The following is a 24,008-nucleotide window of genomic DNA, read 5'->3' as shown; positions in this document are numbered from 1 at the left end:
TCCGCTTAAAACTTGGCAAACCGTGTCCCGGTTCCCGACAGCACGGAACCTCTGCAGCGTCTCGGCGGTTTCCCCACCGGCTCGCCACATTGCTGGCCTGACGACGTCAAAGGAGACCATGATGGAAAACGAAAAGCACGAAGACGACAAGGCGCGCGAACCGGTTCGTGACGAATTGAGCGAGCAGATGGAAACGACCAACCCGGCAGCCGTGCGCGAAGCCGCGCGTCGCGGCGAAATCGACCGTTTCATGGTCAAGACCGATCTTGAAGACATCGACCAGCGCGAAGACGGCGACCAGCCGGACGGACGCCCAAGCCCGATGGCCAATGCGGACAACCAGGAAAAGCCGTGAGGCTGAGCCTGACGCTCAGGCGGGAAACAGCGGGAAAACGCGCTGTTCCCGCTACCCACTGACATTCGGAGAAAACCGATGAATGCCGATGTAGAAAAGCGCCATGGGCTCGCCCCCGCACCGACGGCGGCGCGAGAAACGCCGCCCCATCCGCTCCAGGCAATGCCCGATCTCGAGGTCAAGGCGGCGCCGTTTCTGGCCGATGCCGATGCGGAGGCCTTCGTTGCCGTGGCGCTGGAGGATCTGGTCGATTGCCACATCCCGTTCCTTCTGGCCGGCACGTTCGCGCTCAGCGCCTATACCGGCATTACCCGTCAGACCAAGGATCTCGATATCTTCTGCAAGGCCGGCGACTACGCCCGGATCCTCTCGCATTTCAAGCAGAAGGGATACGAGATCGAGGTCGAAGACGACCGCTGGCTGGGCAAGGTGAAGAAGGGGAAGCACTTCTTCGATGTGATCTTTGCAGCCTCCAACGGCACGATGCCGATCAGCGACAGCTGGTTCGAGAATGCCAGACAGATCGAGATGAACGGCCACAAGGTCCGTATTATCGCCCCGACGGAGCTGATCTGGTCGAAATGCTTCGTCCAGCTTCGCCACCGCTACGACGGCGGCGACATCGTCCACACGATCCTGCGCGCCCATGACCAGATCGACTGGGAGCGGCTGCTCAACCATATGGAAGTGCATTGGGAAGTGCTGCTGATCCACCTTCTCAACTTCCGCTGGATCTACCCGACCGAGCGCGACAAGGTTCCTGATTGGCTGCTCGACGAGCTTCTCGACCGCCTGAAGGCGCAGCGCGAACTGCCCCTGCCGCAGATGAAGGTCTGCCGTGGCCGCATGTTCAGCCGCATCGATTTCGAGATCGACGTCAAGGAATGGGGTTTTGCCGACGTCGGTGGCGAGGGAGAACTGCGCGCGGGCGTCGATGAAAAAACTTTGGAAGGAGGCCCGGTATGAGCAAGTCTGACAAGGCTGCCGAAAAACAGAAAAGCGATCGCAAGAAGCCTGAGGGCCTGCAGCGTATCGCTGCCATGGGCGATCTCCACGTCAAGGAACACGGCTCGGAATCCTACAAGGACCTGTTTGCCGAGATCTCGCAGGAGGCGGACATTCTGGTCCTGACCGGGGACCTGACCGACCTTGGCAAGGTCAAGGAAGCCGAACTGCTTGCCGCCGATCTGCGCTCATGCTCGATCCCGATGGTCGCCGTACTCGGCAACCACGATTATGAATGTGGCTGCGTCGAGGAAGTCACCCACATCCTAAAGGACGCCGGCGTTCACCTTCTTGAAGGTCAGGCAGTCGAAATCAACGGCGTCGGTTTCGCCGGAGCCAAGGGTTTTGCCGGTGGCTTCGGGCGTCACATGCTGGGTTCCTTCGGCGAGCCGGCGATCAAGGCGATGGTGGCCGAAAGCGTCGAGGAAACGATGCGGCTCGAAAACGCGCTGCGTCAGGTTCGCTCCGAACGCGCCATGGTCGTGCTCCACTACGCTCCGATCCGCGAGACGGTGGAAGGCGAACCGGAGGAAATCTTCCCCTTCCTCGGCTCGTCGCGTCTGGCCGAAACGATCGACCGCTTCCCGGTCAAGGCCGTTGTCCACGGCCATGCCCACCGCGGCCGCTACGAAGGCAGGACACCGGGCGGCGCGCCGGTCTATAACGTTGCTTCGCATATCGAAAAGCCGACAGGTCGGCCTTATGCGCTGCTCGATCTCTGAGCGCTTTCCAGGCTGAAAAACATCAGCCTGTGAAAATCACTGATCGTGAAAGGTTTGCCTGTTCCATGATGGAACTGTCACGCCTTTCACTCGTTTGCCGGTCGCTCTCAACCTGATGAAAGGGACCCCATGTCGGACGTCAATGCCGTCGCCGAACTCCGAAGCTTTCCGAAAACCTGGGGAGCGGAATATGTCGCCGCTGGCGAGGTAAGGTTCCGTCTCTGGGCTCCGGGCCAGGAAACGGTCATGCTCCGTCTCGACGGCAAGGATGCCGAGATGAGCCGCAGCGACGACGGATGGTTCGAGATCCTGGCAACCGGCGTCGAACCAGGCGCGGAATACAACTACGTGCTGGCCGATGGTACCGCTGTCGCCGATCCCGCATCCCGTGCCCAGAAGTCCGAGGTCAACGGAGCTTCGCTTGTCATCGATCCGACCAGTTACGACTGGCAGACAACGGAGTGGACCGGTCGCCCCTGGGAAGAAACCGTCGTTTACGAGATGCATGTCGGCACCTTCACCCCTGACGGCACGTTCCGCTCGGCGATCGAGAAGCTGCCTTATCTCGCCGAACTCGGCATCACCATGGTCGAGATCCTGCCGATTGCGCAGTTCGGCGGCAACCGTGGCTGGGGTTACGACGGCGTTCTTCTTTATGCGCCGCATGCCGCTTATGGCTCGCCCGATGATGTCAAAGCCTTCGTCGATGCCGCTCACGCGCATGGCATCTCCATTGTGCTTGACCTCGTGCTCAATCATTTCGGCCCCGAGGGCAATTATCTGCCGCTTCTGGCGCCCGACTTCTTCCACAAGGAGCGTCAGACACCGTGGGGTGCGGCCATCGCCTATGACGTCGATGCGACCCGCCGCTACATCGTTGAGGCCGCGCTCTACTGGCTGCATGAATACAATTTCGACGGCCTTCGCTTCGATGCGATCGACCAGATCGAGGATATTTCCGACAGCCACGTGCTGAACGAGATCGCCGAGCGCATCCGCGCCGAGATTACCGACCGGCCGATCCACCTGACGACCGAGGATGCCCGCAACATCATCGACCTGCATCCGCGCGACGAAGACGGCAACGCACCTCTGTTTACCGCGGAGTGGAACGACGACTTTCACAATGCCGTCCATGTTTTCGCGACCGGCGAAACGCACGCCTATTACGAGGATTTCGCCAAGCAGCCGGAAAAGCTCGTCGCCCGGGTTCTGGCCGAAGGGTTTGCCTATCAGGGCGAAGTCTCGCCGCATGCCGGCGAAAAGCGCGGCGTGAAAAGCGCAAGCCAGCCGCCCGTCGCTTTTGTGGATTTCATCCAGAACCACGACCAGGTCGGCAACCGCGCCGAGGGCGAACGTCTGATCGAGCTTGCCGGTGCCGATCGTACGAAGGTCCTTTACGCCTCGCTTCTGTTCTCACCGCATATCCCGCTTCTGTTCATGGGCGAGGAATATGGTGAGACGAACCCGTTCCTGTTCTTCACCGATTTCCACGGCGACCTTGCCAAGGCCGTGCGCGAGGGCCGCGCGAAGGAATTCCAGGGCCATGCCGGCCACGAGGGCGATGTCGTCCCCGATCCGAATGCCAAGACGACCTTCGACGCCTCCAAGCTCGACTGGAAGAAGCACGATAGCCGCGATGGCAAGGAGTGGCTTGCGCTGACGAAGGAACTGCTTTCCCTTCGCCAGCAGCACATCGTGCCGATGCTTGCAACGGCCACCGGCAACTCAGGCAAGGTTCTGAAGACCGGCGAGGGCTTCCTGGCCGTTAGCTGGACTTTCCCGAAAGGCACGTTGTCGATCGCGCTCAACATCGGCGAAAAGGCGCAGCCGCTTCCCGATCTGCCGGGTGAGACGCTCTTTGCCTGGCCGTCCGAAACGCCGGATCTGCCCCAGAACTCTATCATCGTCCGCCTCGCGCCCGCCGGAGACACCAAGTGAAAATCCCCACATCGACCTACCGTATCCAGTTTCGCAACGGCATGACCTTCGATCGCGCGAGTGAGCTCGTGCCTTACATGAAGCGCCTCGGCATCAGCCACCTCTACGCGTCGCCGATCTTCACGGCCACGTCGGAGTCAACCCATGGCTATGACGTGACCGACGCTAACGAGATCGAGCCATCGATCGGCGGTCGCGAAGGCTTCGATCGCATGGTGAAAACGTTGAAGGACGCAGGTCTTGGCCTGATCCTCGATATCGTTCCCAACCACATGGCCGCTTCGCTTGAAAACACGTGGTGGCGCGATGTTATCGAAAATGGCCAGAACAGCCGGTTCGCAAAGCATTTCGACATCAACTGGTCGCGCCCGCTGACGCTGCCTTTCCTCGGCGACTCGTTCGAGACCGCACTTTCCAATGGCGATATCTCGGTGAAGCCCGACCCGAAGACCGGCAAGCCGGCTTTCGCCTATTACGACAGCTACTATCCGCTTGCGCCGGAAACCTATCAGGGCCGCGAAACCGAGGTGATCAAACTTACCGACAAGGCATCACTTGTCGAACTGCACGAGCGCCAGCCCTACCGGCTGATGTCGTGGCGGGAAGCGCCGCGCGATCTCTCCTACCGCCGCTTCTTCGAGATCACCGGCCTTGCCGGCGTCCGCGTCGAAGACAGACAGGTATTTGACGACACCCACCGCCTGATCCTCGAACTGGTTCACTCCGGCGCCGTCGACGGTCTGCGCGTGGACCACGTGGACGGTCTCGCCGATCCAAAGGCCTATATCGAGCTTCTGCGCCAGGAAGCTGGTCCCGATTGCTACATCACCGTTGAAAAGATCCTCGGCGAAGGTGAGCACATCCCGAGTGACTGGCCGATCTCAGGCACGACGGGTTACGAGTTCATCGCCTCGCTGTCCGACGCTCTTGTGGACGGCGCAAAGATCGACGGTCTGCGCAAAGCCTATGACGACGTTGTCGGCAAGCCGGTCGACATGGCGGCCGAACTGCGCGCTGCCAAGCTTCTGATGGCCGACAAGAACTTCGAGGGCGAGTTCACGACGCTGCTGAAACTTGCCGTCGCGATCGCCAACACGGATGGCATCAGCGTGGACGAGAAAACCACGAGGTCTGCACTGCGCGAACTGCTGGTCGCATTCCCGGTCTACCGGACCTACGGGACGGAAACAGGTCTGCCGCCGGAAGGCCACGAGATGCTGAAGAGCGTCGTCGACAAGGTCAAACAGGGACCGAATGCGCCGGATCAGGCAGGCCTCGATCTGATCACCCGCATCCTCGGCAACGACGTCTCCGAGAAGGCCTCTCATGATGCGGCGAATTTCCGCACCCGCTTCCAGCAGCTGACCGGCCCGCTGATGGCAAAGTCCGTCGAGGACACGCTGTTCTTCCGTCAGCATATGGCGCTTGCACTCAACGAAGTCGGCGCCGAACCGCTGCCGCGCGATTTCTCGATCGAGCGTTTCCACCACGACATGGAAACAAGGCTGCAGCGTCAGCCGGATGCGCTGTCTGGGACATCCACGCACGACACCAAGCGCGGCGAAGATGCCCGTGCCCGTCTCTACGTGCTGACCGAGGCGCCGGAACTCTGGTCGGAATGCATTGCCCGCTGGCGCAAGATGAACGAGACGAAGGTTGTCTCGCTGGATGATGGCCCGGCACCGGAGCCTGCGGTCGAATGGATGCTCTATCAGGCGCTCGCAGGCGTCTGGCCGACGATGCTGCAGCCGAAGGACGAGACCGGCCTCAAGGCACTCGAGGAGCGTTTCCTTGCCTATGTCGAGAAGTCGATCAAGGAAGCCAAGCTGCGCACCAACTGGGGCGACAGCAACGAGGCGTACGAGAAAGCTGTGCTCGACTACGCCCGTTACATGCTGTCGCCGAAAAACCAGGAATTCCTGGCGGACTTCTCCTCGGCGCTCCAGCCCTTCATCCGGGCCGGTCTGGTCAACAGCCTGACCCAGACGATCGTCAAGCTGACGGCACCGGGCGTGCCTGACATCTATCAGGGCAGTGAAGCCCTCGATTTCAGCCTTGTCGACCCCGACAACCGTCGCGAACCGGATTTCGCCATGCTGCAGGACCTCCCTGCGGAGAACGACAATCCGGACTCCTCGACAGAGGACGGATGGTTGAGCGGACGGCTGAAACAGCACCTGATCCAGCGTCTGCTGCACCAGCGTCGCGACGCGCCGGACCTGTTCCGCAAGGGCGACTACATGCCGCTCAAGGCGACCGGAAACCGGGCCGAAAACATCCTGGCCTTCGCCCGCACCGATGGCGATCAAGCCGTGATCGTGATCGTACCGCGGCTGGTCTTCGGCGCGCTCAACGGCGACGTCTATCCGTCACGGGGCGAGCGCTGGGCGGAGACGGAAGTGGAGCTGCCTGCACAGCTCGCCAACCGTCGCTACCGCGATCTCTCCACCGGCAAGGATATCGAGGCCAAGGACAGCATCGCCGTCAACCTCGCCTTTGCCGATCATCCGTTTGCACTGCTGACTGCCGAATAGGCGAGCCCTCATCTAATCACACTGCTCGCCGAAGTGACGGCGGGCAGTGACCTACCCAGGCGGGACGTCACAGATACGAAAAAGGCGCCGGTTCGATCAGAACCGGCGCCTTTTTGTTTCTCCACCTGAACTTGAAGTTCAGTGGAAAAGGGCAATCAAATCAAGCGAATCCAACGAGGTTCAGAACCGCGATTACGATGACGACTGCGCCTACCAACCATACGATGCTATTCATGATAGTGTCTCCTTTTGCTGTTGGGAGGTGAACGGTGAGGCGTAAAAAAGGTTCCTGAAAACGTGATCTCTGCGTCGACAGATGTGAGTCCGCCTCAGGCGCCGGGTGCTGCACTGCCATCGCCCCGGCGCAACCGCTTCAGCTGGTTGACGACGCGCAGGGAATTGTTGGCTCGGAGGGCCGATCCGTCGGAGCTTGTGGACAGGATGCGAAGCATGTCTTCTGCCTCATCCACCGAAATGGTGCCTCTTGCGGCAAGGCCGTCGATCATCAGCAGCATTGCGCCCTCAAGCGCCAGCGACCGCCGCTGTGCTTCCGTCTCAGTCTCTTGCATTTCCGGCATGACAGGCTCCTTGCTTGTCATGTCGAATGGTTGGCGCGGGAAATTGTTCCGGTACTCGCGCGACGAGCGGCAGTCGGAGACCACCCGGTCGCACCAGAATCAGACGTCGTTCGGGCTTCCTTGCAATCTGCCCTCCCGCGCCCGGTAGATATATTGGCTGGCGACAAGCCAGCCTTTCAGCGGTCGCAACGGCAGGATGCAGGTCAGAAGCAGGAAGGGGAGAGAGATGAGAAGATGCACCCAGAACGGCGGCGAAAAAACCGTCTCGATCCACACTGCGAGTGCCACCGAGGGCACGCAGGCAAAGCAGATCACGAAGAAGGCCGGACCGTCTGCGGGATCCGCAAAGGCGTAATCAAGCCCGCACGCTTCGCATCGCGGCCTGATCGTCAGAAAGCCCTTGAAGAGATGGCCCTGGCCGCAGCGCGGGCAGCGCCCTCGCACGCCCGTTGCGTAAGGCGAAAGCGGCGCCCAGTTCCCGTCGTCTGCCATGTTGCCTCCCAATCATGCCATGTCGATCTACCCGACACGGAATAGGTGCAACGGCTGCAACCCACAAGAGGCGCGCGTGAGGCGCGTCAATCTGCCTCGCCCGACGAAAGTTGATCGCGGGGCGCCCTCTAGTCGGAGAAAGACTCTGAAATCACGTGCCGATCGATGATGCGCAGGCTGCGGTCCGGCTCGATCACATAGGTCTCGCTCACCCGGTCGCCGAACTGGTCGATGAACTCATGCGGAAACGTGCTGCCGATGGGGGATTTGGTCAGCTTCGAACGCGGCTGGCCGCCATAGGTGATGCTCCCCTTGATCGGGGCAATGTCAGATCCGCCACCACTGGCGCCGGCGGTCGTGCAACTGCTGAGCGCCAGGGCAAGTCCCAGAAGGCCGGCAGAGAAGGCGACGATTTTCATGACATTATCCTCATTGGTTAGCACACGCTGCACCCACCTCTATCCAACTTAGGGTCCAGAGCGCTTTTGGCTAGATTGAACCATTCTGCCTGTGCGCTCATGCCGTCGGCAGCGGGCGAGCGGGAACCGCGGGCGCCATTTCTTCTCGACGCAACGGCGTCAGTGGGGCATTCTTGTAAACGGACAACCTCCTGAAAGCTCACAGATCGAGCTCGATTCCAATCAACGATCGAAGGGATGAAACAATGGCGCCACGGACGATACCCGCAGAACTCGATGCTGCCTTAACGGCGTTGCCTCTGAGGACCGGCATCTATGTGCCGGAAGATCTTCTGGAAGACTGGTTTGCGCCAGGGACGGGCATGAGCCCTGTCAGTGCCGAGGCGTTGTCGCAGGCCGAAACCTACGGCCGAAAACTCGAGTGCGAGTTCAAATATTATCCGGAAAGATTGGAAGGCGTGTTCTGGAAATGGGTGCCGGCTCTTTAAGGAGCCTGTTGTCCGCTGATCCGCGCTGCTGCGCAAATCGTGTAGGTTCGGAAATTATCCAATCCGAACCTACATCACTTACAGGCTCGCGTAACGATCGCGCAAAGCCTCGAATTTCACCAGCTGATCCGCCATCAGTTCACGGCCAGCGTCGCGCTTGACGAAAACCTTGAACATGGCGGCGCCCTTCTGGTTCATGAACCAGACCGAGCAGGAACGGCGACCATGGAACGCACGGTCGACGAAGGTGATAGAGGCGCAGTTGTCCTTGCGGATGTGGCCACCGATCGGGCTGTCGCCATGGATGTTGAACCAGCCGTGGCTTTCCGATCCGGCCGGAAGGATGCCGTCGATCTCGGCCACCACGTCCTCCGTGTGAACGAGAAACAGCACGACGCCCCAGGTGGTCAGCTCCGACCAGATTTCGTCGAAGCGTTCCTTGCCGGCAATGACGGCCGACCCCTCCGGCAGGACTGCCAGGATTTCTGCCGCCGTCACACCGGCGCCTGCTGCAATCGATTCAACGACGCCGTCGGGCTTTTCTGAGAGGGCTTTGAGCGCGCGTTCGCGGCGGTCGGGCGCGATCTCCGAGTGGGTGTCCATTGCGGACCTCAGGCTGCGTCGGCGGCGCGGACGCCGTTCTTGTCTTCACTGATGATGACTTCGAAACCTTCAAACTGCGGGCCGGAGAGGTATTCGACCTCGCCGCGGTTCTGGCCGGCATTGGCATGGGCTGCACGGAACTGTTCGGACTTTGTCCAGGCCTGGAAATGTTCGACGGTTTCCCAGAGCGTGTGGGAGGCATAGAGCGTGTGATCGTCGGCCTTCGGTCCCTTCAGCATGTGAAACTCGAGATAGCCTGGCACTTCGGCAAGCCGGCCCTGGCGGCTTTTCCACATGTCTTCAAACGCTTGCTCGAAGCCCGGCACGACGCGGAAACGGTTCATGGCGATGTACATGGAATCAATCCTCACATAAGTTTCACTTCGCACTCAAGTTATCTCTTGATGCCTGTCTTGAAAACCGGAAAAAACTTGTCTAGTCAACTCAAGTTATAGGGCGGCTGGGGCGGATCGCATCGCAACCGAGTTTGCCCTCTGGTATCACAAGGGCGGGTCTCATGGTTTTCTCTCTCCGGGCTTCCTCACCAAGCGTTACACGTCTGATCGCGCTTGCCATCGTCACCTCCGCGGTCGCATTCAGCAGCGCCACGGCATCGGAAACGGGCAATCCGGACGCCCGGCGCATCGTTTCGATCGGCGGCACGATCACCGAAATCCTCTACGATCTGGGCGCCGAGGACCGTATTGTAGCGCGAGATTCCACCAGTTCCTATCCTGCCGCCGCAAATTCCAAGCCTGACGTCGGCTATATCAGGGCACTCTCTGCCGAGGGTATTCTGGGCCAGAAACCGGATCTCATTCTGATGGAAGAGGGGTCCGGCCCGCCGCCGGTGCTGGAGATCCTCAAGGCCAGCGAGATCCCTGTCGTGGTCATCCCGACACCGCCGGATGCGGCAAAGATCGGCCAGAAGATCCGCGACGTCGGTGCGGCCGTCGGCCTTGCCGACAAGGCGGGGGTACTTGCCGCAAACACCGAGGACGGACTGAAAGCGCTCGCTGCCGATGTCGCGAAAATTCCCGGCGAAAAGAAGAAGGTACTGTTCGTTCTCTCCGTCGCCAACGGGCGGCTGATGGCGGGGGGGGGCGATACGGAAGCCGGCGCAATCATCGAAATGGCGGGTGGCGTCAATGCCGCGCCCTCGATCAAAGGCTACAAGCCGCTGTCCGACGAGGCGGTGATTGCCGCGGCTCCTGACGTGATCCTCTCCATGTCACGCGGCGACCATTCGACCACGCCGGATGAGATGTTCGCGCTGCCGTCGATGCAGACGACGCCGGCCGCTGCGTCGAAGGCGCTGATCTCGATGGACGGGTTGCTGCTCTTGGGCTTTGGTCCGCGCACGCCTGACGCCGGCCGGGCGCTTGCCGAAAAACTCTATCCGGATGCGATGCACTGATGATGAAGACGCTGGCCATGCCGTTTCGCAACACGGGCGAGGGCGATCGCACGTCGCAGGGCGTGCTGGTCATCGTCCTTCTCGTAGTGCTCCTGATCGCCGCCTGCCTTCTGTCGCTCGGCGTTGGCCCGACCGGCGTCGGCCTTCGCGATCTCTTCGCCTACCTGACCGGCAACGGCGACAGCCTCACCACCCAGGAACGGGTCATCCTCGAAGCCGTCCGCCTGCCGCGCACGGCGCTCGGCCTTCTGGTCGGCGCGGGGCTGGCTGTCTCAGGTGCGATGATGCAGGGCCTGTTTCGCAATCCGCTTGCCGATCCCGGCATTGTCGGCGTCACATCCGGTGCCGGGCTCGCGGCGGTGCTGGCGATCGTGCTCGGCGGCACGGTGCTTGCCCCGCTCTCGATGCTGCTCGGAAACCAGTTCCTGCCGCTGATGGCGTTTTTCGGCGGCTTGATCAACACCTGGATGCTCTACGTCATCGCCACCCGCGACGGGCGAACCTCGACCACGGCGCTGATCCTCTGCGGCATCGCGATCGGTGCCCTGTCGGGCGCCTTCATGGGTCTTCTGATCGTCATGGCCGATGACCGGCAGTTGCGCGACATCACGTTCTGGAGCCTCGGTTCGCTCGGCGGTGCCACCTACGGGCGGGTGCTGTCGATCCTTCCGTTTATCGTCTTCGTGATGGCGATCATCCCCTTCGTCGCGCGCGGTCTCGATGCGCTGGTGCTCGGCGATGCCGCGGCCTTCCACATGGGCGTGCCGGTGCAGCGGCTGAAGCGGATCGTCATCGTCGCGGTTGCCGCGGCCTGCGGCTCGACGGTTGCCGTCGCCGGATCGATCGGTTTCGTCGGCATCGTGGTGCCGCATCTGTTGCGGCTTGCGATGGGGCCGTCGCATCGGTTTCTGTTGCCGGGCTCGGCGCTTGGCGGCGGCGCGCTTCTTCTGATCGCCGATGCGGTGGCACGTACCGTTGCCGCCCCCGCGGAACTGCCGATCGGGGTGATCACCGCGCTCTTCGGCGCGCCGGTCTTTCTGTTTCTGCTGATCGGACGCAACGGCATCGGCATGCGGGACCTGCCATGAGGGGCATACGAGGAGGACGGGCATGATCAGGGCAGAAAACGTCACCGTCAGCCGCGCCGGTCGCAAGCTGATCGACAGCGTCAGCCTGACGCTGGAGCCCGGCCGTTTCAGCGTGGTGATCGGCCCGAACGGTGCCGGAAAATCGACGCTGATGAAGGTTCTGTCCGGTGAGATGGTGCCGGATAGCGGGCATGTTTCCTATTACGGTGCCGATGTAGCCGCCTGCAAGCCGGCCGATCTGGCCAGGCGCCGGGCCGTGCTGCCGCAGGCGACGCAGCTGGCCTTTCCCTTCTCGGCGCTTGAGATCGCCCGCATGGGTGCCGTCGCGCATGGTTCGCTCAATCCGGACGAAGAAGCGCGCAAGGCCTTGTCGCGCGTGGGCCTGCGCGGTTTCGAAAGCCGGCCCTATCCGTCGATGTCGGGCGGCGAGCAGCAGCGTGTCCAGTTTGCTCGGGCGCTGGCGCAGGTGCCGAAGCCGGTGGTCGACGGCATTCCTTGCGCGCTGTTCCTCGACGAGCCGACCGCCAGCCTCGATCTCGGCCACCAGATTTCGGTGCTCGAAACCGCCCGTGATTTTGCGGCCGCCGGCGGCATGGTTCTCGCCATCCTGCACGACCTCAACCTTGCTGCGGAATTTGCCGACCATCTGGTGGTTCTCAACCACGGCTGCGTGGTGGCGGAAGGTCCGTGCCATGACACCGTGAGCGACGAGATGATTGCTTCCGTCTATGGCATCGCCGGTGCCGTCGGTCGCGTGCCGGCAGCGCATGTGCCTTACGTTCTGCCGCAGTCGCGGCATCGCTAGCTCAGGCGTCCGGTCGCGTCAGCATGAAGATGGCCGGGCCGATCATCAGCGCGGCAACCAGAATGGCGAGCCAGGCTGCCGGGTGCGAGCCGAACCAAAAGCCTGTATAGCTGACGGCCATCAGCGAGATCGCCGTGACCTTTGCCCGGCGCGAAATCGCGCCGCGCTCGCGCCAGTTCCGGAGTGGTGGTCCGAGCGTCGCGTGGTTCATCAGCCAGGCTTCCAGCCTTGGCGAGGACCGTGCAAAGCAGGCGACGGCCAGCAGCAGGAACGGCGTCGTCGGCAGGATCGGCAGGAAGGCGCCGATCACGCCGAGACCCACGAACAGCCAGCCGAGACTGAGAAAGATGTAACGCATCAAAGGACCTACGGGAATCTGCTGACGAGGATAGACAAGTTCGCGGCGCCCGTCTTCATGTAAAGAATCAACTGCACGGGGATGCTGTCTGGTGTTCTGCCATGGGGAGCGGGACCCCTGATATGGCCTCTACCCTTCCCATTTGAAACCCTGTCGGTATAGTGCCGCCGATTTCGAAGAAGCAGGAGCGATGATGTCTAAGAAAAAGGTGCTTGTCGTTGGTGGGGCAGGGTATATCGGGTCCCATACGTGCCTCGTTCTGGCGGACCGGGGTTACGAGCCCGTCGTCTTCGACAATCTCTCCAACGGCCATGCGGAATTTGTCCGTTGGGGCGAGCTCGAACAGGGCGATATCCGCGACCGTGCACGGCTCGACGAAGTGCTCGCCAAGCACAAGCCGGACGCCATCCTGCATTTCGCTGCGCTGATCGAAGTCGGCGAATCCGTCAAGAACCCGGTCGGTTTCTACGACAACAATGTCATCGGTGCGCTGACGCTTCTGTCGGCCGCGATCGACGCTGGCGTGAAGGCCTTCGTGTTCTCCTCGACCTGCGCAACTTACGGTCTTCCAGACCGGGTGCCGATGGACGAGACTCACAAGCAGGCGCCGATCAACCCTTACGGCCGCACCAAATTCATCATCGAGCAGGCGCTGAAGGACTACGGCACCTACAAGGACCTGAAATCGGTCATGCTGCGCTATTTCAACGCGGCCGGTGCCGATTTCGAAGGCCGGATCGGCGAATGGCATACGCCAGAAACCCATGCGATCCCGCTTGCCATCGAGGCGGCGCTTGGCCGTCGCCAGGGCTTCAAGGTGTTCGGCGACGATTACGACACGCGTGACGGCACCTGCGTGCGCGACTATATCCACGTGCTCGATCTGGCCGACGCGCATGTACGCGCGGTCGATTACCTGCTCGCCGGCGGCGATACGGTCGAGCTCAATCTCGGCACCGGCACCGGCACCACTGTCAAGGAACTGCTGGACGCCATCTCCGATGTGTCGGGCAAGCCGTTCCCGGTCGAATATGTCGGCCGCCGCGAAGGCGATTCCACCTCGCTCGTCGCCAACAACGACAAGGCCAAGGCCGTGCTCGGCTGGGAGCCGCAATATTCCCTGGAAGACATTATCCGCTCCGCCTGGGACTGGCACTCCAAGTCCAACCACATCCTCCAATAGGGAGCGCCCCTCATGGCAAAGATGGTGCACTCGATGATCCGCGTGCTGGACGAAGCTCGCTCGGTCGAGTTCTACGACAAGGCGTTCGGCCTGAAGGTCGCCGATCGCCGGCCGTTCGCAGGGTTCACGCTGATCTACCTCTCCAATCTCGAAACCGGTTTCGAACTGGAACTGACGGTCAACGGCAATCGTTCTGAACCCTACAACCTTGGAGACGGTTACGGCCATCTGGCGGTGACGGTCGAGGATGTCGAGGCGGAACACAAGCGCTTCTCCGAACTGGGCCTGACGGTGGGCAAGCTTGCGGACATGCCGCATGAAGGCCGGCCGTTTGCAAAATTCTTCTTCGTCACCGATCCGGATGGCTACAGGACCGAAGTCATCCAGCGCGGCGGACGTTTCACCTAAAGGACACCTGTATGGCGGACGGCGATATCAAGCTTGAGGAAACCTGGAAATTCGCGCTCGAAACCGAGTTCGAAGATCCGTATATGGCCGATCTCAAGAGCTTCCTTGTGTCCGAGAAGAAGGCGGGAAAGCTCATCTTTCCAAAGGGTTCGGAGTATTTTCGCGCACTTGACCTGACGCCGCTCGATGAGGTGAAGGTGGTGATCCTCGGACAGGACCCGTATCACGGCGAAGGACAGGCACATGGCCTGTGCTTCTCCGTCCGGCCCGGTGTTCGTATCCCGCCGTCACTCGTCAACATCTACAAGGAAATGGAAGCAGATCTCGGCATCGCGCCGGCAAAGCACGGTTTCCTTGAGCACTGGGCCGAACAGGGCGTGCTGCTCTTAAACAGCGTGCTGACCGTGGAAGAGGGCAAGGCCGCGGCGCATCAGGGCAAGGGTTGGGAACGCTTCACGGACGCTGTCATCCGCACCGTCAACGAGGAATGCGACGGCGTCGTCTTCATTCTCTGGGGAGCCTATGCCCAGAAGAAGGCGGCTTTTGTCGATGAGGAACGGCATCTCGTCATCAAGTCCGCCCACCCGTCGCCGCTCTCGGCCCATAACGGGTTTCTGGGCTCGAAGCCGTTTTCCAAGGCGAATGAGTATCTGCAGTCCATCGGCAAGGATCCCGTCGACTGGGAGCTGCCGGAAACCGTCTGAGCGGTGAACGCTTCGGTCACCTCGTCAACGAAAAATGAACAATTCGTTCGGATGTGATCCTCTATCCAATTCGCATCCGATCACCAATTATCACCCCAGACAACGGCTCGCTCCCGAGCCGACAAATTGAAAAGGGGTTTGACATGATTAACCAGATCAAGGGCCTCCACCACGTCACGTCGATGGCGGCCAGCGCGTCCACCAACAACCGGTTCTTCACCGATACGCTCGGTCTGCGCCGGGTCAAGAAGACCGTCAACTTCGACGCACCTGACGTCTACCATCTCTATTACGGCGACGAAATCGGCACGCCCGGCTCGGTCATGACCTATTTCCCGTTCCCGCATATCGCCAGGGGTCGTCCGGGCTCAGGCGAGGTGGGTACGACCGTGTTCTCCGTGCCGCAGGGCTCGCTCGGCTACTGGACGGATCGTCTGACGAAAGCGGGTGCCGATGGTCTGAAGGCCGATGAAGCCTTCGGCGAAAAGCGCTTGCAGTTTGCAGGTCCCGACGGCGACGGGTTTGCGCTGGTCGAAGTCAAGGATGACGACCGTGCCCAGTGGACCGGCAACGGCGTCGGTGCCGACGAAGCGATCCGCGGCTTTCATTCAGCGTCGCTCAGACTGCGCGACGACGGTGCCAATGCCGAGCTCTTGAAGTTCATGGGCTACGAGCAGGTTGATGCGAGAGACGGTGTCACCCGCTTCGGCATGCCCGGCGGCAACGGCGCCGACTTTATCGACGTCGAGACGATGCCGAACATTTCGGGCGCCCGTCTCGGTGCCGGCTCCGTGCATCACCTGGCCTTTGCGGTCGAAAACCGTGAAAAGCAGCTCGAAGTCCGCAAGGCGCTGATGGATACGGGGTACCAGGTCACGCCGGTGATCGACCGCGATTACTTCTGGGCCATCTACTTCCGCACGCCCGGCGGCGTGCTGTTTGAGATCGCGACCAATGAACCCGGTTTCGACCGCGACGAGGATACCGCGCATCTGGGCGAGGCCCTGAAGCTGCCGACCCAGCACGAGCATATGCGCTCAGTGCTCGAAGGGCATCTGGAGCCGCTGGCTTAAGGAGAGATACGATGAGTTTCGACAGTTATGAGCACCGGGCGCGGCCCGGTGCACCCGGTGCGCCGATCCTGTTTACCTTCCACGGCACGGGCGGCGACGAGAACCAGTTCTTCGATTTTGCGAGCCGGCTCGTTCCGGGCGCGACGATCATCTCTCCGCGCGGCGACGTCGCCGAGCATGGCGCTGCGCGCTTTTTCCGACGCAAGGCGGAAGGGGTCTACGATCTCGACGATCTCGCCCGTGCGACCAAGCGGATGTCGGAATTCGTGGAGGCCAATCGCGACCGCTACGAATCCTCGACCGTGCTGGGCCTCGGATTTTCGAACGGCGCCAACATTCTTGCCAATGTGATGATCGAAAGGCCCGGCCTGTTCGAGGCGGGCGTGCTGATGCATCCGCTCATCCCGTTCACGCCGCCTAAGCGCACGACGGGCGAAAAGGCGCATGTGCTGATCACCGCCGGCGAGCGGGATCCGATCTGCCCGGTCCCGCAGACGCAGGCACTTGCGGATTATCTCCGCGCGGCCGGTGACGAGGTCACGCTGGAATGGCATGCCAGCGGCCACGAGATCCGCCCGAACGAGATCGAAGCGATCAAGACGTTCCTAGCGCCCTACGGCGCCCGAAGCGAATAAACAAGTCCGCCGAGCCCGCAAATCCGCGAGTTTGGCGGAACCGTCAGATATGCGGCTCGGAATAGGCCGTGCACTCGCCGACATCCTGCCATGTCGGCTTTCTGCCGGCGCGCTTTGCCTTGCGATCGGAATGCCCCAGATAGAGATCGAGGCGGCGGTCGTGCAGGCCGGGAACCAGGCTCAGCGGTGAGAAGGGCAGCGGCGAGAACGGATTGGTGCGGTGATAGGCATGCAGTTCGACCCGCATCGTGTGCTTGAAGCTGACCGCGCGCGAATGGAACGCATAGGTATCGGCAACGACAAGCGTATTGGCCGGCACAGTCACCTTCTTCGGCTCGAAATCACCAAGCGTGGTCAGCTCTTCCGGCGTGATGCGGAATGATCCGTCCGCGTGATGGGCGCGGTTGTCCGTGCTGGCGATCAGGCTTTGCCGATATTCCCATTCGATCCGCTTTTCCGTCAGCTTGTGGCTGCCCGGCACGAATACGAAGGGACCGTTGTCCGCCTCCACATCATCGAGAAACAGCCAGGCCTTGGAGGTCGAGTGAAACGTGTCCGCGTGCAGTGCGGTCTGCGGATCGGCCTTGGCCAGCGCCGGTTCGGCAATCACCGTCTGGATGAAGTGGATCGGATCGCCGCCGGCACCGCCGACATAGCGCAGGAGGCCGGCGATCGACTGGTTGTGGCTGAAGCGAGCCAGATCCGGCAGGCGATTCAGCGCTGTCGGGCCGATCGGAATCATCCGCGTCACCGCCTGTCCCTGCCGCATCTCGCGTGCCGGCAGAGGCTCGCTCTTGAGGAAATCCCGGATGCGCAGGAAGACGTCCTGCGGCAATGCGTTTTGCCGGATCACGAACCCGTCGCGATCAAACGCGCTGCGTTCCTCCGGTCTGACCTGTGACCCCAGGATGCGGCGACGGTAGTCTGCCATCCAAGCGGCTATCCGCACCCGCTCCCGATGCAGGCCAAGCTCGTTCAGGTGCGGATGGCCGATCAGCGGGTTTTTGCGAAACGACTTGTCGCTGCCAAGAATGCCAAGCGCCAGCCGCGGATAGCGCCACCATTGAATTGTCTGCTGCGCCATACCCAACCCCGTATCTTCGTCGCTGCGATCATACCATCAGGCATTGAGGCCGCAAGGGATCAGGTCGCCTGCTCTTTGCCCCGTCCCAGGCTCGTTTTCAGGGGAGGGTTGGCTTGCAGCGTCGGCCGTTGAGAGGTCTAGTGCGCCATTGCCATGCTTTGAAGAGAGTAGCATTCCTCGATGAAGACGACATTCAATCCGCCATCCGTCCGTCAGCCGTTCGGCGCCTACAATCACGGTCTGCTCGTGCCGCCAGGCGCCAGTCTGCTGGTCACCTCGGGCCAGCTCGGCATTGGCCTTGACGATGCGATCCCGGCCGATGTTACCGCCCAGGCAGAACTCTGCTTTAAGGCGATTGGGGCGATCCTTGACGAGGCCAAGATGACCTATGCCGACGTCATCCGCATTTCCGGCTTCGTGACGAGGCGCGAGGACTTCCAGGCCTACATGGCGGTGCGCGATCGTTTCACGCTCGACCCAAAGCCAGTCTCGACGCTGATCATCGTCGGCGGATTCACCCGCGCGGAATTTCTGGTCGAGGTCGAGGTGACGGCTGCAAAGGTATTTTAGGGCGGATCTCGCTTTGCCACGATACTATCAGGATCAAATGGTAATAATCTTGTCATTTGATGCCTTGTTTTCGAAATTTACTGTGCCGATTAAACAAAATTCGAAATAATCAACGACGGGCACGCTAGACTATATTGAAACGTTTCTCGCAAAGTGATGATGTCCTTTCAGGGTAAGGGGCTTTCCGGGGGACATTTCATGCGCCACTACATGGTTGGAGCTGCACTGTTTTCGTGCGCGCTTTTCTTTGCGTCGTCCGCACTGTCCGCCAGCCTGGTCGCCAGCGTCAGCCTGTCGTCCCAGACGATGACGGTGAGCGAAGACGGTGTTGATGTCTACCGCTGGCCGGTATCGACCGCTCGGAAAGGCTACAGCACGCCGCTCGGCAGCTGGAGCGCAAAATGGCTGTCGAGGAGCCACAGGTCGCGCAAGTACGACAACGCGCCAATGCCGTTCGCCGTGTTCTACAATGGCGGCTATGCCGTGCATGCGACGTTCGATACTAAGCGCCTGGGTCGACCAGCCTCCCATGGGTGTATCAGGCTGCATCCGGAAAATGCCGCAACCTTTTTCGCGCTGACGAGCCGGTATGGAACCGCTAACACCCGCATCGTCGTCGGCTATTAGGCCGTGTGCAGCTTAGCGTGCACGGGAACCAAGGTTCAGTATCCGCAACGGCGCAGTTGCGCCTCGTATCTGGCTGCCATGGCGGCGGATTTCTTTGCGGTCTGGCGAACCCCGCCGCCGAACTGGCCGCGCTCATAGCCGCCGTGGCCGGTATAGTAGGCGAGGTAGAGGTTGTAGGTATCGCTGAGGGGGATGTTGTTCCGGATATGGCTCTGGTGGTGATACCAGCCGACAAAGCGGATGGCATCGCCGAAGTCACTGCGGCTGGCGGCCCAGCGACCCGTCGATTTGCGGTAACCGTCCCAGGTTCCGTCCAGCGCCTGTGCGTAGCCATAGGCCGAAGAGATACGGCCCCAGGGAATGATGCCGAGCACATATTTGCGCGGCGGGCGGGCGCGGGCGCGGAAACTCAACTCGACGTAGATCGTCGCCATCAGGATCGGGACCGGCACGCCGTATTCGCGGCTTGCTGCGCGCGCCTGGCGGGCCCAGTTGTTGAAAAGCCCGTCTCTCTGCTCGAAAATCGCGCAGGCATCTCCGATCCGGCTCGGCGCGGAGGCGCAAGCCGTGAGGGACATCATCAGAAGGGCGATGTAAAACGCATTACGCATCGCGCGTTCTTTCAGGCTTGGACTTAAGGCTCTATCTCTGAGGTTTCAGACTGGAACAATGCCACTAAAACTTAACGAAAAGTTTAACGGCCCAGAAAGCAGCCGAAAGGCTCCACGCGCTCGCCTCGGCGCGATGGTTTGCGATCGTCGACATTGAAGGGGTTGCGGAGACGAGGACTAATCGTCGAGTTATCGTTCGCGGTCCTCGACCATCACTTTTTTGGAGAAGGCTGACTGGATCAGCGCTGCGGGCAAAAGCACGATAAACGCGACCACGGTGGCGACACCGTAGGCGAGGGCGGCCAGCGCCCATAGAATGCGGTTGATCATCGGCTTCATCCAGGTTGCCCGATCGGTTGCCTCGGCCCGCACACATAGCACGAAGATCTCTCCAATTCATGAGTATGTTTTCACATACACGAGCTGCGCAGAAAAGTTTTATAGCGCAGTCGCAGGGGCGTTCGCTGAAGCCCCGATATCGAAAGAAAAAGGCCGCTCAATGGAGCGGCCTTGATCATGTCTGCGATACGCCAGAGGGCGATCAGCAAGTTGGATTGGTTTCCATGGTCATCATGGCTCCACCGGCGGTACCAGTGTTGGTGCTGGCGCCCGGATTGGAGTTGTTGCCGGAAGCCACGCCCGGATCCTTCATCGTGCCTGCCTGGCAGTTGGTCGATGGCGTTGTGCCGGATGTGCTGTTGGTCGAGGACGAATCCACGCCCGGCAGCGACGTTGTCGGCGCGGTCTGTTCGACACCGGACATCGGCATCGACTTGCCGGTGCTTCCGGATCCGTCATTGCCGCCCGAACCGGAGCCGCTGGTCTGTGCAAAAGCCGAGGTTGCGAGACCGAGCGAAAGGGCTGCGACGGTGATTAGTTTAATGCTCATGGGAATGTTTCCTTCTTGTTGTCCTCACAGTTACCAAACCGCCCCAGGTGCAGTTGGTTCCAGCTATTGCGCGCCAATTCCTTTTGTGTGCCAGCGCGGGAAAAAAATGGATTTCAATAAAATTGCATCTATTCGTTTAAGCGCGCCGCAAACCTGGCTGCGTATGGTCGTCCCATAACGAAACGAGATGGCAACAGAGCCATCCGCCAAACAGGGTACGGGCCATGATCAAGAAGCTCATCATTTCCGCGATCGTACTGACCGCGCTGGTTGCAGGCAAGGAAGCCAATGCTGCAGGTCCGGGCTCGTTTGCCCGCTCGCTCTCAGGCGTTTCCGCTCTCCACATGCAGGTCGCCCAGAACCGTACCCATGGCGCTGAAGGCTCCAACACGATTTCCGAATTTACCATCGACCAGGCCGTTGAGCTGAAGCGCGTCAACGACGCGGTCGACGGCACGCTTGCAGTCGTCGACGGCTATCTCGACACGTTCGCCGACGACCTCGCGGTCGATCAGGATCTCTGCCTCGATTGCGCCGATCTCAAGCGCGACCATCTCGTTTCCATCGGCTGGGATAGCCGCAACCTGACGATCGGCTACGCTCTCAACGACGAGGGCCGGATCGAACGGGTCCTGGTTGTTGCAACGCCGCGCGGTAACATCGTGCTCTCGCATGGCGGCCTGACGGTCGAAAGGACTGCCCAGACGATGACCGAGACCACGAAGGCTAGCGATGCTCTGCCTGCGCCAGCTGCCACTGCCGACCATTACGATATCTAAAGCTCACTGACCCTGCTGGCCGGTGGCGTCGACGTGCCCTGACGCTGCCGGCCCTTTTTTTCCAAGTTGTCGCCCGTTCGCGTCTATCGCTGTGCGGGCTTTCCCCATTCTGCGATGGCAATGCCGCCAAGCGCCAGAACCAGCGCCACGATGTGGAATGCCTGCAGGTTTTCGCCAAGCACGATCACCGAAAGCAGGGTGCCAAAAACCGGCACCAGATTGATGAACAGGCCGGCCCGGTTGGCACCGATCTCCTCGACGCCGCGGATGTAGAGCACCTGCGCGATCAGCGATGCGAAGACGGCGGTGTAGACTGCGATGATCCAGCCGTTGGCGTCCGGCCAGATCATTCGGTCAGCCGAATATTCCCACGCGGCGGCGGGAATGCTGCCGAGCAGGGCGAACAGCGCCGGGATTGCCATCAGGCTGCGCCAGCTGATGGCCGGGCGAAAGCGCAGCGCCACCGTATAGACCGCATAGGCGACGATCGCGATCATCATGACCGCATCGCCGAAATTGACGCTCAGCGTGACGATGGTCGACAGGTCGCCATGGGCTGCCGTCAAAAGCCCGCCCATCAGGGTCAGCGCGAAGCCGACGATCTGCAGCCAGGATACTTTCATCCGGAACAGCACGAAATTGAACAGGAAGATCAGCACCGGAATAAGCGTCTGCTCGACGGTGACGTTGATCGCCGTGGTGTAATTGACCGCGGTGTAGAGCGCCGCATTAAAGACGACGTAGCCGACGAGGCCGAGAAAGGCGAGAAGCGGCAGGTTCGACCGGATCACGGGCCAATCGCGGCGAAGATCGGGTATGGAGATCGCGAAAATGATGACGGTCGCGAACGCCCATCGCCAGAAGGTCAGGAGCATCGGGCTGACATGACCGATGGCAAGCTTGCCCGCGACCGCATTGCCGCCCCAGCACAGCGTCGCGACGATCAGGAAGATATAGGCTCTGCGGTACACGATAATCTCCTCCGCGGGCCGTATCGACGGCCCGTCCTTGCCCTATCGTCTTTCGTCGGCGCCGACCTTGGCCGTAACGCTTGGCGTGGGCCATAGCGTGGGAATTTGCAAATTGTCACGCAAAAACCGTCCAGCATTCACAAACAGGTCGCTTTCCTCGGGCCAAGGCATTATAGATGCGCGCGTTTGCAGGGGCGGGTCCGGCGCGGTTTCGGACGAGCGCCCTTGTGGGAGAGAACTCTATCTGGCGCTCGCAACGCCGCTGTCTCAGAGCAGCGGTGCTGTCGCGGCGCCGTGGCGTGCTTGAAGGGCAGGCCCGAAACGCAGGAAAGCAAAGATGACGAATGTAGTCGTGGTTGGTTCGCAGTGGGGTGACGAGGGCAAGGGCAAGATCGTCGACTGGCTCTCTGAACGGGCGGATATCGTCGTTCGGTTCCAGGGCGGCCACAATGCCGGCCATACGCTCGTCATCGACGGTGTCAGCTACAAGCTGTCGCTGCTGCCCTCCGGTATCGTCCGCGGCAAGCTTTCGGTTATCGGCAACGGCGTCGTCGTCGATCCGCACGCGCTGGTCGCTGAAATCGCAAAGCTCGACGGGCAGGGCGTCAAGGTCACCCCGGACGTGCTGCGCATCGCCGACAACGCGACGCTGATCCTGTCGCTGCACCGCGAGCTTGACGGCCTGCGCGAAGATGCGGCATCCAACACCGGCACCAAGATCGGCACCACCCGCCGCGGCATCGGCCCGGCCTATGAAGACAAGGTCGGCCGTCGTGCGATCCGCGTCATGGATCTTGCCGACCTCGATACGCTGTCGGCCAAGGTCGATCGCATCCTCACCCATCACAACGCGCTGCGCCGCGGTCTGGGCGAGCAGGAAGTCAGCCATGAGACGATCATGCAGGAACTGACGTCCGTCGCCGAACAGGTTCTGCCGTTCCGCGAAACCGTCTGGGAACTGCTGGACAAGGAGCGCCGCAAGGGTTCGCGCATCCTGTTTGAAGGCGCGCAGGGCTCGCTGCTCGACATCGACCACGGCACCTATCCGTTCGTGACGTCGTCGAACACGGTTGCCGGCCAGGCTGCTGCCGGTTCCGGCATGGGCCCGGGCTCGCTGGGCTACATCCTCGGCATCACCAAGGCCTACACAACGCGCGTCGGTGAAGGCCCGTTCCCGACCGAACTCCATGACGAAATTGGTCAGTTCCTCGGTGAAAAGGGCCATGAGTTCGGCACCGTCACGGGTCGCAAGCGTCGCTGTGGCTGGTTCGACGCGGCGCTGGTTCGCCAGTCGGTCGCGACCAACGGCATCACCGGGATCGCGCTGACGAAACTCGACGTTCTCGACGGTCTGGAAGAACTGAAGATCTGCGTCGGCTACATGCTCGACGGCCAGCGGATCGACCATCTTCCCGCAAGCCAGGCGGCGCAGGCTCGGGTCGAGCCGATCTACGTGACGCTGGAAGGCTGGAAGGAATCCACCGTTGGTGCAAGGTCCTGGGCGGACCTGCCGGCACAGGCGATCAAATACGTTCGTCAGGTTGAGGAATTGATTGGCGCGCCAGTTGCGCTACTTTCCACAAGTCCGGAACGCGACGACACCATACTTGTGACGGACCCGTTTGAAGATTAATGTCAACTATTGATTATCCATTCAGCCGGCTTGAGC

General features: G+C 61.2%; 29 protein-coding genes. 18 read left to right on the top strand and 11 right to left on the bottom strand.

Annotation, left to right across the window (positions count from 1 at the left end; genetic code table 11):
- The first annotated feature begins 118 nt into the window (after positions 1-118).
- From ACQY1K_RS12515 to treY, 5 genes are all read left to right on the top strand, one after another.
- Complete coding sequence (locus ACQY1K_RS12515; protein WP_162238003.1) at positions 119-355, top strand: hypothetical protein; 237 nt, start codon at positions 119-121, stop codon at positions 353-355.
- A gap of 162 nt (positions 356-517) precedes the next feature.
- Positions 518-1,321, top strand: coding sequence for a nucleotidyltransferase family protein (locus tag ACQY1K_RS12510; protein ID WP_062457812.1), 804 nt, complete (start codon positions 518-520; stop codon positions 1,319-1,321).
- Positions 1,322-1,395: 74 nt separating this feature from the next.
- On the top strand, positions 1,396-2,082 hold the full coding sequence (locus ACQY1K_RS12505) for a metallophosphoesterase family protein (RefSeq protein WP_062457815.1): 687 nt from the start codon (positions 1,396-1,398) through the stop codon (positions 2,080-2,082).
- A gap of 129 nt (positions 2,083-2,211) precedes the next feature.
- The gene (gene treZ, locus ACQY1K_RS12500; RefSeq protein ID WP_430257509.1) at positions 2,212-4,023 is read left to right on the top strand and encodes a malto-oligosyltrehalose trehalohydrolase; all 1,812 of its coding nucleotides are present in this window, start codon (positions 2,212-2,214) and stop codon (positions 4,021-4,023) included.
- Positions 4,020-6,557: a malto-oligosyltrehalose synthase gene (gene treY, locus ACQY1K_RS12495; RefSeq protein WP_430257508.1), complete on the top strand. Its 2,538-nt coding sequence runs from the start codon at positions 4,020-4,022 to the stop codon at positions 6,555-6,557. The genes treZ and treY overlap by 4 nt, the downstream gene beginning before the upstream one ends.
- 329 nt (positions 6,558-6,886) lie before the next feature.
- Here treY and ACQY1K_RS12490 read toward each other — a convergent pair whose 3' ends face one another.
- The 3 genes from ACQY1K_RS12490 to ACQY1K_RS12480 all read right to left on the bottom strand — a co-directional run bounded on the left by ACQY1K_RS12490 (position 6,887) and on the right by ACQY1K_RS12480 (position 8,046).
- Complete coding sequence (locus tag ACQY1K_RS12490; RefSeq protein ID WP_139283784.1) at positions 6,887-7,135, bottom strand: hypothetical protein; 249 nt, start codon at positions 7,133-7,135, stop codon at positions 6,887-6,889.
- A gap of 99 nt (positions 7,136-7,234) precedes the next feature.
- Positions 7,235-7,627, bottom strand: coding sequence for a DUF983 domain-containing protein (locus ACQY1K_RS12485; RefSeq protein ID WP_062455132.1), 393 nt, complete (start codon positions 7,625-7,627; stop codon positions 7,235-7,237).
- Positions 7,628-7,755: 128 nt separating this feature from the next.
- Entirely contained in the window at positions 7,756-8,046 is a 291-nt protein-coding gene (locus ACQY1K_RS12480) for a hypothetical protein (RefSeq protein ID WP_062455134.1), read from the bottom strand.
- A gap of 245 nt (positions 8,047-8,291) precedes the next feature.
- On the opposite strand from ACQY1K_RS12480, the gene ACQY1K_RS12475 reads away from it, so the two are divergent.
- Complete coding sequence (locus ACQY1K_RS12475) at positions 8,292-8,534, top strand: hypothetical protein (protein ID WP_062455136.1); 243 nt, start codon at positions 8,292-8,294, stop codon at positions 8,532-8,534.
- A 78-nt stretch (positions 8,535-8,612) separates the two neighbouring features.
- Here the strand turns inward: ACQY1K_RS12475 and hutX are convergent, their stop codons facing one another.
- Complete coding sequence (gene hutX, locus ACQY1K_RS12470) at positions 8,613-9,137, bottom strand: heme utilization cystosolic carrier protein HutX (protein ID WP_062455138.1); 525 nt, start codon at positions 9,135-9,137, stop codon at positions 8,613-8,615.
- Between the two features lie 8 nt (positions 9,138-9,145).
- The gene (locus ACQY1K_RS12465; protein ID WP_430257507.1) at positions 9,146-9,493 is read right to left on the bottom strand and encodes an antibiotic biosynthesis monooxygenase family protein; all 348 of its coding nucleotides are present in this window, start codon (positions 9,491-9,493) and stop codon (positions 9,146-9,148) included.
- A gap of 161 nt (positions 9,494-9,654) precedes the next feature.
- Between ACQY1K_RS12465 and ACQY1K_RS12460 the strand changes: the two genes are divergently transcribed.
- The 3 genes from ACQY1K_RS12460 to ACQY1K_RS12450 are packed head-to-tail and all read left to right on the top strand — an operon-like array spanning position 9,655 to position 12,447.
- Positions 9,655-10,554 carry a heme/hemin ABC transporter substrate-binding protein gene (locus ACQY1K_RS12460; protein WP_430257506.1) on the top strand — a complete coding sequence of 300 codons (900 nt, stop codon included), beginning with the start codon at positions 9,655-9,657 and terminating at the stop codon, positions 10,552-10,554.
- Entirely contained in the window at positions 10,554-11,642 is a 1,089-nt protein-coding gene (locus tag ACQY1K_RS12455) for a FecCD family ABC transporter permease (protein WP_430257505.1), read from the top strand. The genes ACQY1K_RS12460 and ACQY1K_RS12455 overlap by 1 nt, the downstream gene beginning before the upstream one ends.
- 22 nt (positions 11,643-11,664) lie before the next feature.
- Positions 11,665-12,447: a heme ABC transporter ATP-binding protein gene (locus ACQY1K_RS12450; protein WP_430257504.1), complete on the top strand. Its 783-nt coding sequence runs from the start codon at positions 11,665-11,667 to the stop codon at positions 12,445-12,447.
- A 1-nt stretch (position 12,448) separates the two neighbouring features.
- Here the strand turns inward: ACQY1K_RS12450 and ACQY1K_RS12445 are convergent, their stop codons facing one another.
- Positions 12,449-12,805: a YbaN family protein gene (locus tag ACQY1K_RS12445; RefSeq protein WP_430257503.1), complete on the bottom strand. Its 357-nt coding sequence runs from the start codon at positions 12,803-12,805 to the stop codon at positions 12,449-12,451.
- Between the two features lie 193 nt (positions 12,806-12,998).
- On the opposite strand from ACQY1K_RS12445, the gene galE reads away from it, so the two are divergent.
- From galE to ACQY1K_RS12420, 5 genes are all read left to right on the top strand, one after another.
- Positions 12,999-13,988, top strand: a complete 990-nt coding sequence (gene galE / locus ACQY1K_RS12440) for a UDP-glucose 4-epimerase GalE (protein WP_174196307.1) — start codon at positions 12,999-13,001, stop codon at positions 13,986-13,988.
- 12 nt (positions 13,989-14,000) lie between these two features.
- On the top strand, positions 14,001-14,396 hold the full coding sequence (locus ACQY1K_RS12435; RefSeq protein ID WP_113109866.1) for a VOC family protein: 396 nt from the start codon (positions 14,001-14,003) through the stop codon (positions 14,394-14,396).
- Positions 14,397-14,407: 11 nt separating this feature from the next.
- Entirely contained in the window at positions 14,408-15,100 is a 693-nt protein-coding gene (gene ung, locus ACQY1K_RS12430; protein ID WP_113109867.1) for a uracil-DNA glycosylase, read from the top strand.
- 143 nt (positions 15,101-15,243) lie between these two features.
- Positions 15,244-16,173, top strand: coding sequence for a VOC family protein (locus ACQY1K_RS12425; protein ID WP_430257502.1), 930 nt, complete (start codon positions 15,244-15,246; stop codon positions 16,171-16,173).
- An 11-nt stretch (positions 16,174-16,184) separates the two neighbouring features.
- Entirely contained in the window at positions 16,185-16,808 is a 624-nt protein-coding gene (locus tag ACQY1K_RS12420; protein WP_430257501.1) for an alpha/beta hydrolase, read from the top strand.
- Between the two features lie 43 nt (positions 16,809-16,851).
- On the opposite strand, the gene ACQY1K_RS12415 is transcribed toward ACQY1K_RS12420, so the two are convergent.
- Positions 16,852-17,892, bottom strand: coding sequence for a phytanoyl-CoA dioxygenase family protein (locus ACQY1K_RS12415; protein WP_325265822.1), 1,041 nt, complete (start codon positions 17,890-17,892; stop codon positions 16,852-16,854).
- Positions 17,893-18,072: 180 nt separating this feature from the next.
- Here ACQY1K_RS12415 and ACQY1K_RS12410 point away from each other — a divergent pair, with 180 nt between their 5' ends.
- Both ACQY1K_RS12410 and ACQY1K_RS12405 read left to right on the top strand, forming a co-directional pair.
- The gene (locus ACQY1K_RS12410) at positions 18,073-18,462 is read left to right on the top strand and encodes a RidA family protein (RefSeq protein ID WP_062582616.1); all 390 of its coding nucleotides are present in this window, start codon (positions 18,073-18,075) and stop codon (positions 18,460-18,462) included.
- 210 nt (positions 18,463-18,672) lie between these two features.
- Positions 18,673-19,089: a L,D-transpeptidase gene (locus ACQY1K_RS12405; RefSeq protein ID WP_430259004.1), complete on the top strand. Its 417-nt coding sequence runs from the start codon at positions 18,673-18,675 to the stop codon at positions 19,087-19,089.
- Between the two features lie 35 nt (positions 19,090-19,124).
- Here ACQY1K_RS12405 and ACQY1K_RS12400 read toward each other — a convergent pair whose 3' ends face one another.
- The 3 genes from ACQY1K_RS12400 to ACQY1K_RS12390 all read right to left on the bottom strand — a co-directional run bounded on the left by ACQY1K_RS12400 (position 19,125) and on the right by ACQY1K_RS12390 (position 20,589).
- The gene (locus tag ACQY1K_RS12400) at positions 19,125-19,700 is read right to left on the bottom strand and encodes a hypothetical protein (protein ID WP_430257500.1); all 576 of its coding nucleotides are present in this window, start codon (positions 19,698-19,700) and stop codon (positions 19,125-19,127) included.
- A gap of 189 nt (positions 19,701-19,889) precedes the next feature.
- Complete coding sequence (locus tag ACQY1K_RS12395) at positions 19,890-20,039, bottom strand: hypothetical protein (protein WP_430257499.1); 150 nt, start codon at positions 20,037-20,039, stop codon at positions 19,890-19,892.
- 202 nt (positions 20,040-20,241) lie between these two features.
- Positions 20,242-20,589: a hypothetical protein gene (locus tag ACQY1K_RS12390; RefSeq protein ID WP_092660075.1), complete on the bottom strand. Its 348-nt coding sequence runs from the start codon at positions 20,587-20,589 to the stop codon at positions 20,242-20,244.
- 224 nt (positions 20,590-20,813) lie between these two features.
- Here ACQY1K_RS12390 and ACQY1K_RS12385 point away from each other — a divergent pair, with 224 nt between their 5' ends.
- Positions 20,814-21,368 (top strand): transglutaminase-like cysteine peptidase, encoded by a 555-nt coding sequence (locus ACQY1K_RS12385; protein WP_430257498.1) that lies wholly within the window; start codon positions 20,814-20,816, stop codon positions 21,366-21,368.
- Positions 21,369-21,451: 83 nt separating this feature from the next.
- Here the strand turns inward: ACQY1K_RS12385 and ACQY1K_RS12380 are convergent, their stop codons facing one another.
- Positions 21,452-22,339, bottom strand: coding sequence for a DMT family transporter (locus tag ACQY1K_RS12380; RefSeq protein ID WP_430257497.1), 888 nt, complete (start codon positions 22,337-22,339; stop codon positions 21,452-21,454).
- 337 nt (positions 22,340-22,676) lie between these two features.
- On the opposite strand from ACQY1K_RS12380, the gene ACQY1K_RS12375 reads away from it, so the two are divergent.
- Complete coding sequence (locus tag ACQY1K_RS12375) at positions 22,677-23,972, top strand: adenylosuccinate synthase (protein ID WP_092660079.1); 1,296 nt, start codon at positions 22,677-22,679, stop codon at positions 23,970-23,972.
- Positions 23,973-24,008 lie beyond the last annotated feature (36 nt).

Source organism: Neorhizobium sp. IRS_2294, assembly GCF_050500145.1.
GTDB classification, from domain to species: Bacteria; Pseudomonadota; Alphaproteobacteria; order Rhizobiales; family Rhizobiaceae; genus Neorhizobium; species Neorhizobium soli.
This window is presented reverse-complemented; position numbering and strand designations above follow the sequence as displayed.

What these genes read in the sequence shown, in the direction of transcription:
- ACQY1K_RS12515 (WP_162238003.1), top strand. Translation starts at nt 119, where the DNA reads ATGATGGAAAACGAAAAGCACGAAGACGACAAGGCGCGCGAACCGGTT.
- ACQY1K_RS12510 (WP_062457812.1), top strand. Translation starts at nt 518, where the DNA reads ATGCCCGATCTCGAGGTCAAGGCGGCGCCGTTTCTGGCCGATGCCGAT.
- ACQY1K_RS12505 (WP_062457815.1), top strand. Translation starts at nt 1,396, where the DNA reads ATGGGCGATCTCCACGTCAAGGAACACGGCTCGGAATCCTACAAGGAC.
- treZ (WP_430257509.1), top strand. Translation starts at nt 2,212, where the DNA reads ATGTCGGACGTCAATGCCGTCGCCGAACTCCGAAGCTTTCCGAAAACC.
- ACQY1K_RS12490 (WP_139283784.1), bottom strand. Translation starts at nt 7,135, where the DNA reads ATGCCGGAAATGCAAGAGACTGAGACGGAAGCACAGCGGCGGTCGCTG.
- ACQY1K_RS12485 (WP_062455132.1), bottom strand. Translation starts at nt 7,627, where the DNA reads ATGGCAGACGACGGGAACTGGGCGCCGCTTTCGCCTTACGCAACGGGC.
- ACQY1K_RS12480 (WP_062455134.1), bottom strand. Translation starts at nt 8,046, where the DNA reads ATGAAAATCGTCGCCTTCTCTGCCGGCCTTCTGGGACTTGCCCTGGCG.
- ACQY1K_RS12475 (WP_062455136.1), top strand. Translation starts at nt 8,292, where the DNA reads ATGGCGCCACGGACGATACCCGCAGAACTCGATGCTGCCTTAACGGCG.
- hutX (WP_062455138.1), bottom strand. Translation starts at nt 9,137, where the DNA reads ATGGACACCCACTCGGAGATCGCGCCCGACCGCCGCGAACGCGCGCTC.
- ACQY1K_RS12465 (WP_430257507.1), bottom strand. Translation starts at nt 9,493, where the DNA reads ATGTACATCGCCATGAACCGTTTCCGCGTCGTGCCGGGCTTCGAGCAA.
- ACQY1K_RS12460 (WP_430257506.1), top strand. Translation starts at nt 9,655, where the DNA reads ATGGTTTTCTCTCTCCGGGCTTCCTCACCAAGCGTTACACGTCTGATC.
- ACQY1K_RS12455 (WP_430257505.1), top strand. Translation starts at nt 10,554, where the DNA reads ATGATGAAGACGCTGGCCATGCCGTTTCGCAACACGGGCGAGGGCGAT.
- ACQY1K_RS12450 (WP_430257504.1), top strand. Translation starts at nt 11,665, where the DNA reads ATGATCAGGGCAGAAAACGTCACCGTCAGCCGCGCCGGTCGCAAGCTG.
- ACQY1K_RS12445 (WP_430257503.1), bottom strand. Translation starts at nt 12,805, where the DNA reads ATGCGTTACATCTTTCTCAGTCTCGGCTGGCTGTTCGTGGGTCTCGGC.
- galE (WP_174196307.1), top strand. Translation starts at nt 12,999, where the DNA reads ATGTCTAAGAAAAAGGTGCTTGTCGTTGGTGGGGCAGGGTATATCGGG.
- ACQY1K_RS12435 (WP_113109866.1), top strand. Translation starts at nt 14,001, where the DNA reads ATGGCAAAGATGGTGCACTCGATGATCCGCGTGCTGGACGAAGCTCGC.
- ung (WP_113109867.1), top strand. Translation starts at nt 14,408, where the DNA reads ATGGCGGACGGCGATATCAAGCTTGAGGAAACCTGGAAATTCGCGCTC.
- ACQY1K_RS12425 (WP_430257502.1), top strand. Translation starts at nt 15,244, where the DNA reads ATGATTAACCAGATCAAGGGCCTCCACCACGTCACGTCGATGGCGGCC.
- ACQY1K_RS12420 (WP_430257501.1), top strand. Translation starts at nt 16,185, where the DNA reads ATGAGTTTCGACAGTTATGAGCACCGGGCGCGGCCCGGTGCACCCGGT.
- ACQY1K_RS12415 (WP_325265822.1), bottom strand. Translation starts at nt 17,892, where the DNA reads ATGGCGCAGCAGACAATTCAATGGTGGCGCTATCCGCGGCTGGCGCTT.
- ACQY1K_RS12410 (WP_062582616.1), top strand. Translation starts at nt 18,073, where the DNA reads ATGAAGACGACATTCAATCCGCCATCCGTCCGTCAGCCGTTCGGCGCC.
- ACQY1K_RS12405 (WP_430259004.1), top strand. Translation starts at nt 18,673, where the DNA reads ATGGTTGGAGCTGCACTGTTTTCGTGCGCGCTTTTCTTTGCGTCGTCC.
- ACQY1K_RS12400 (WP_430257500.1), bottom strand. Translation starts at nt 19,700, where the DNA reads ATGCGTAATGCGTTTTACATCGCCCTTCTGATGATGTCCCTCACGGCT.
- ACQY1K_RS12395 (WP_430257499.1), bottom strand. Translation starts at nt 20,039, where the DNA reads ATGAAGCCGATGATCAACCGCATTCTATGGGCGCTGGCCGCCCTCGCC.
- ACQY1K_RS12390 (WP_092660075.1), bottom strand. Translation starts at nt 20,589, where the DNA reads ATGAGCATTAAACTAATCACCGTCGCAGCCCTTTCGCTCGGTCTCGCA.
- ACQY1K_RS12385 (WP_430257498.1), top strand. Translation starts at nt 20,814, where the DNA reads ATGATCAAGAAGCTCATCATTTCCGCGATCGTACTGACCGCGCTGGTT.
- ACQY1K_RS12375 (WP_092660079.1), top strand. Translation starts at nt 22,677, where the DNA reads ATGACGAATGTAGTCGTGGTTGGTTCGCAGTGGGGTGACGAGGGCAAG.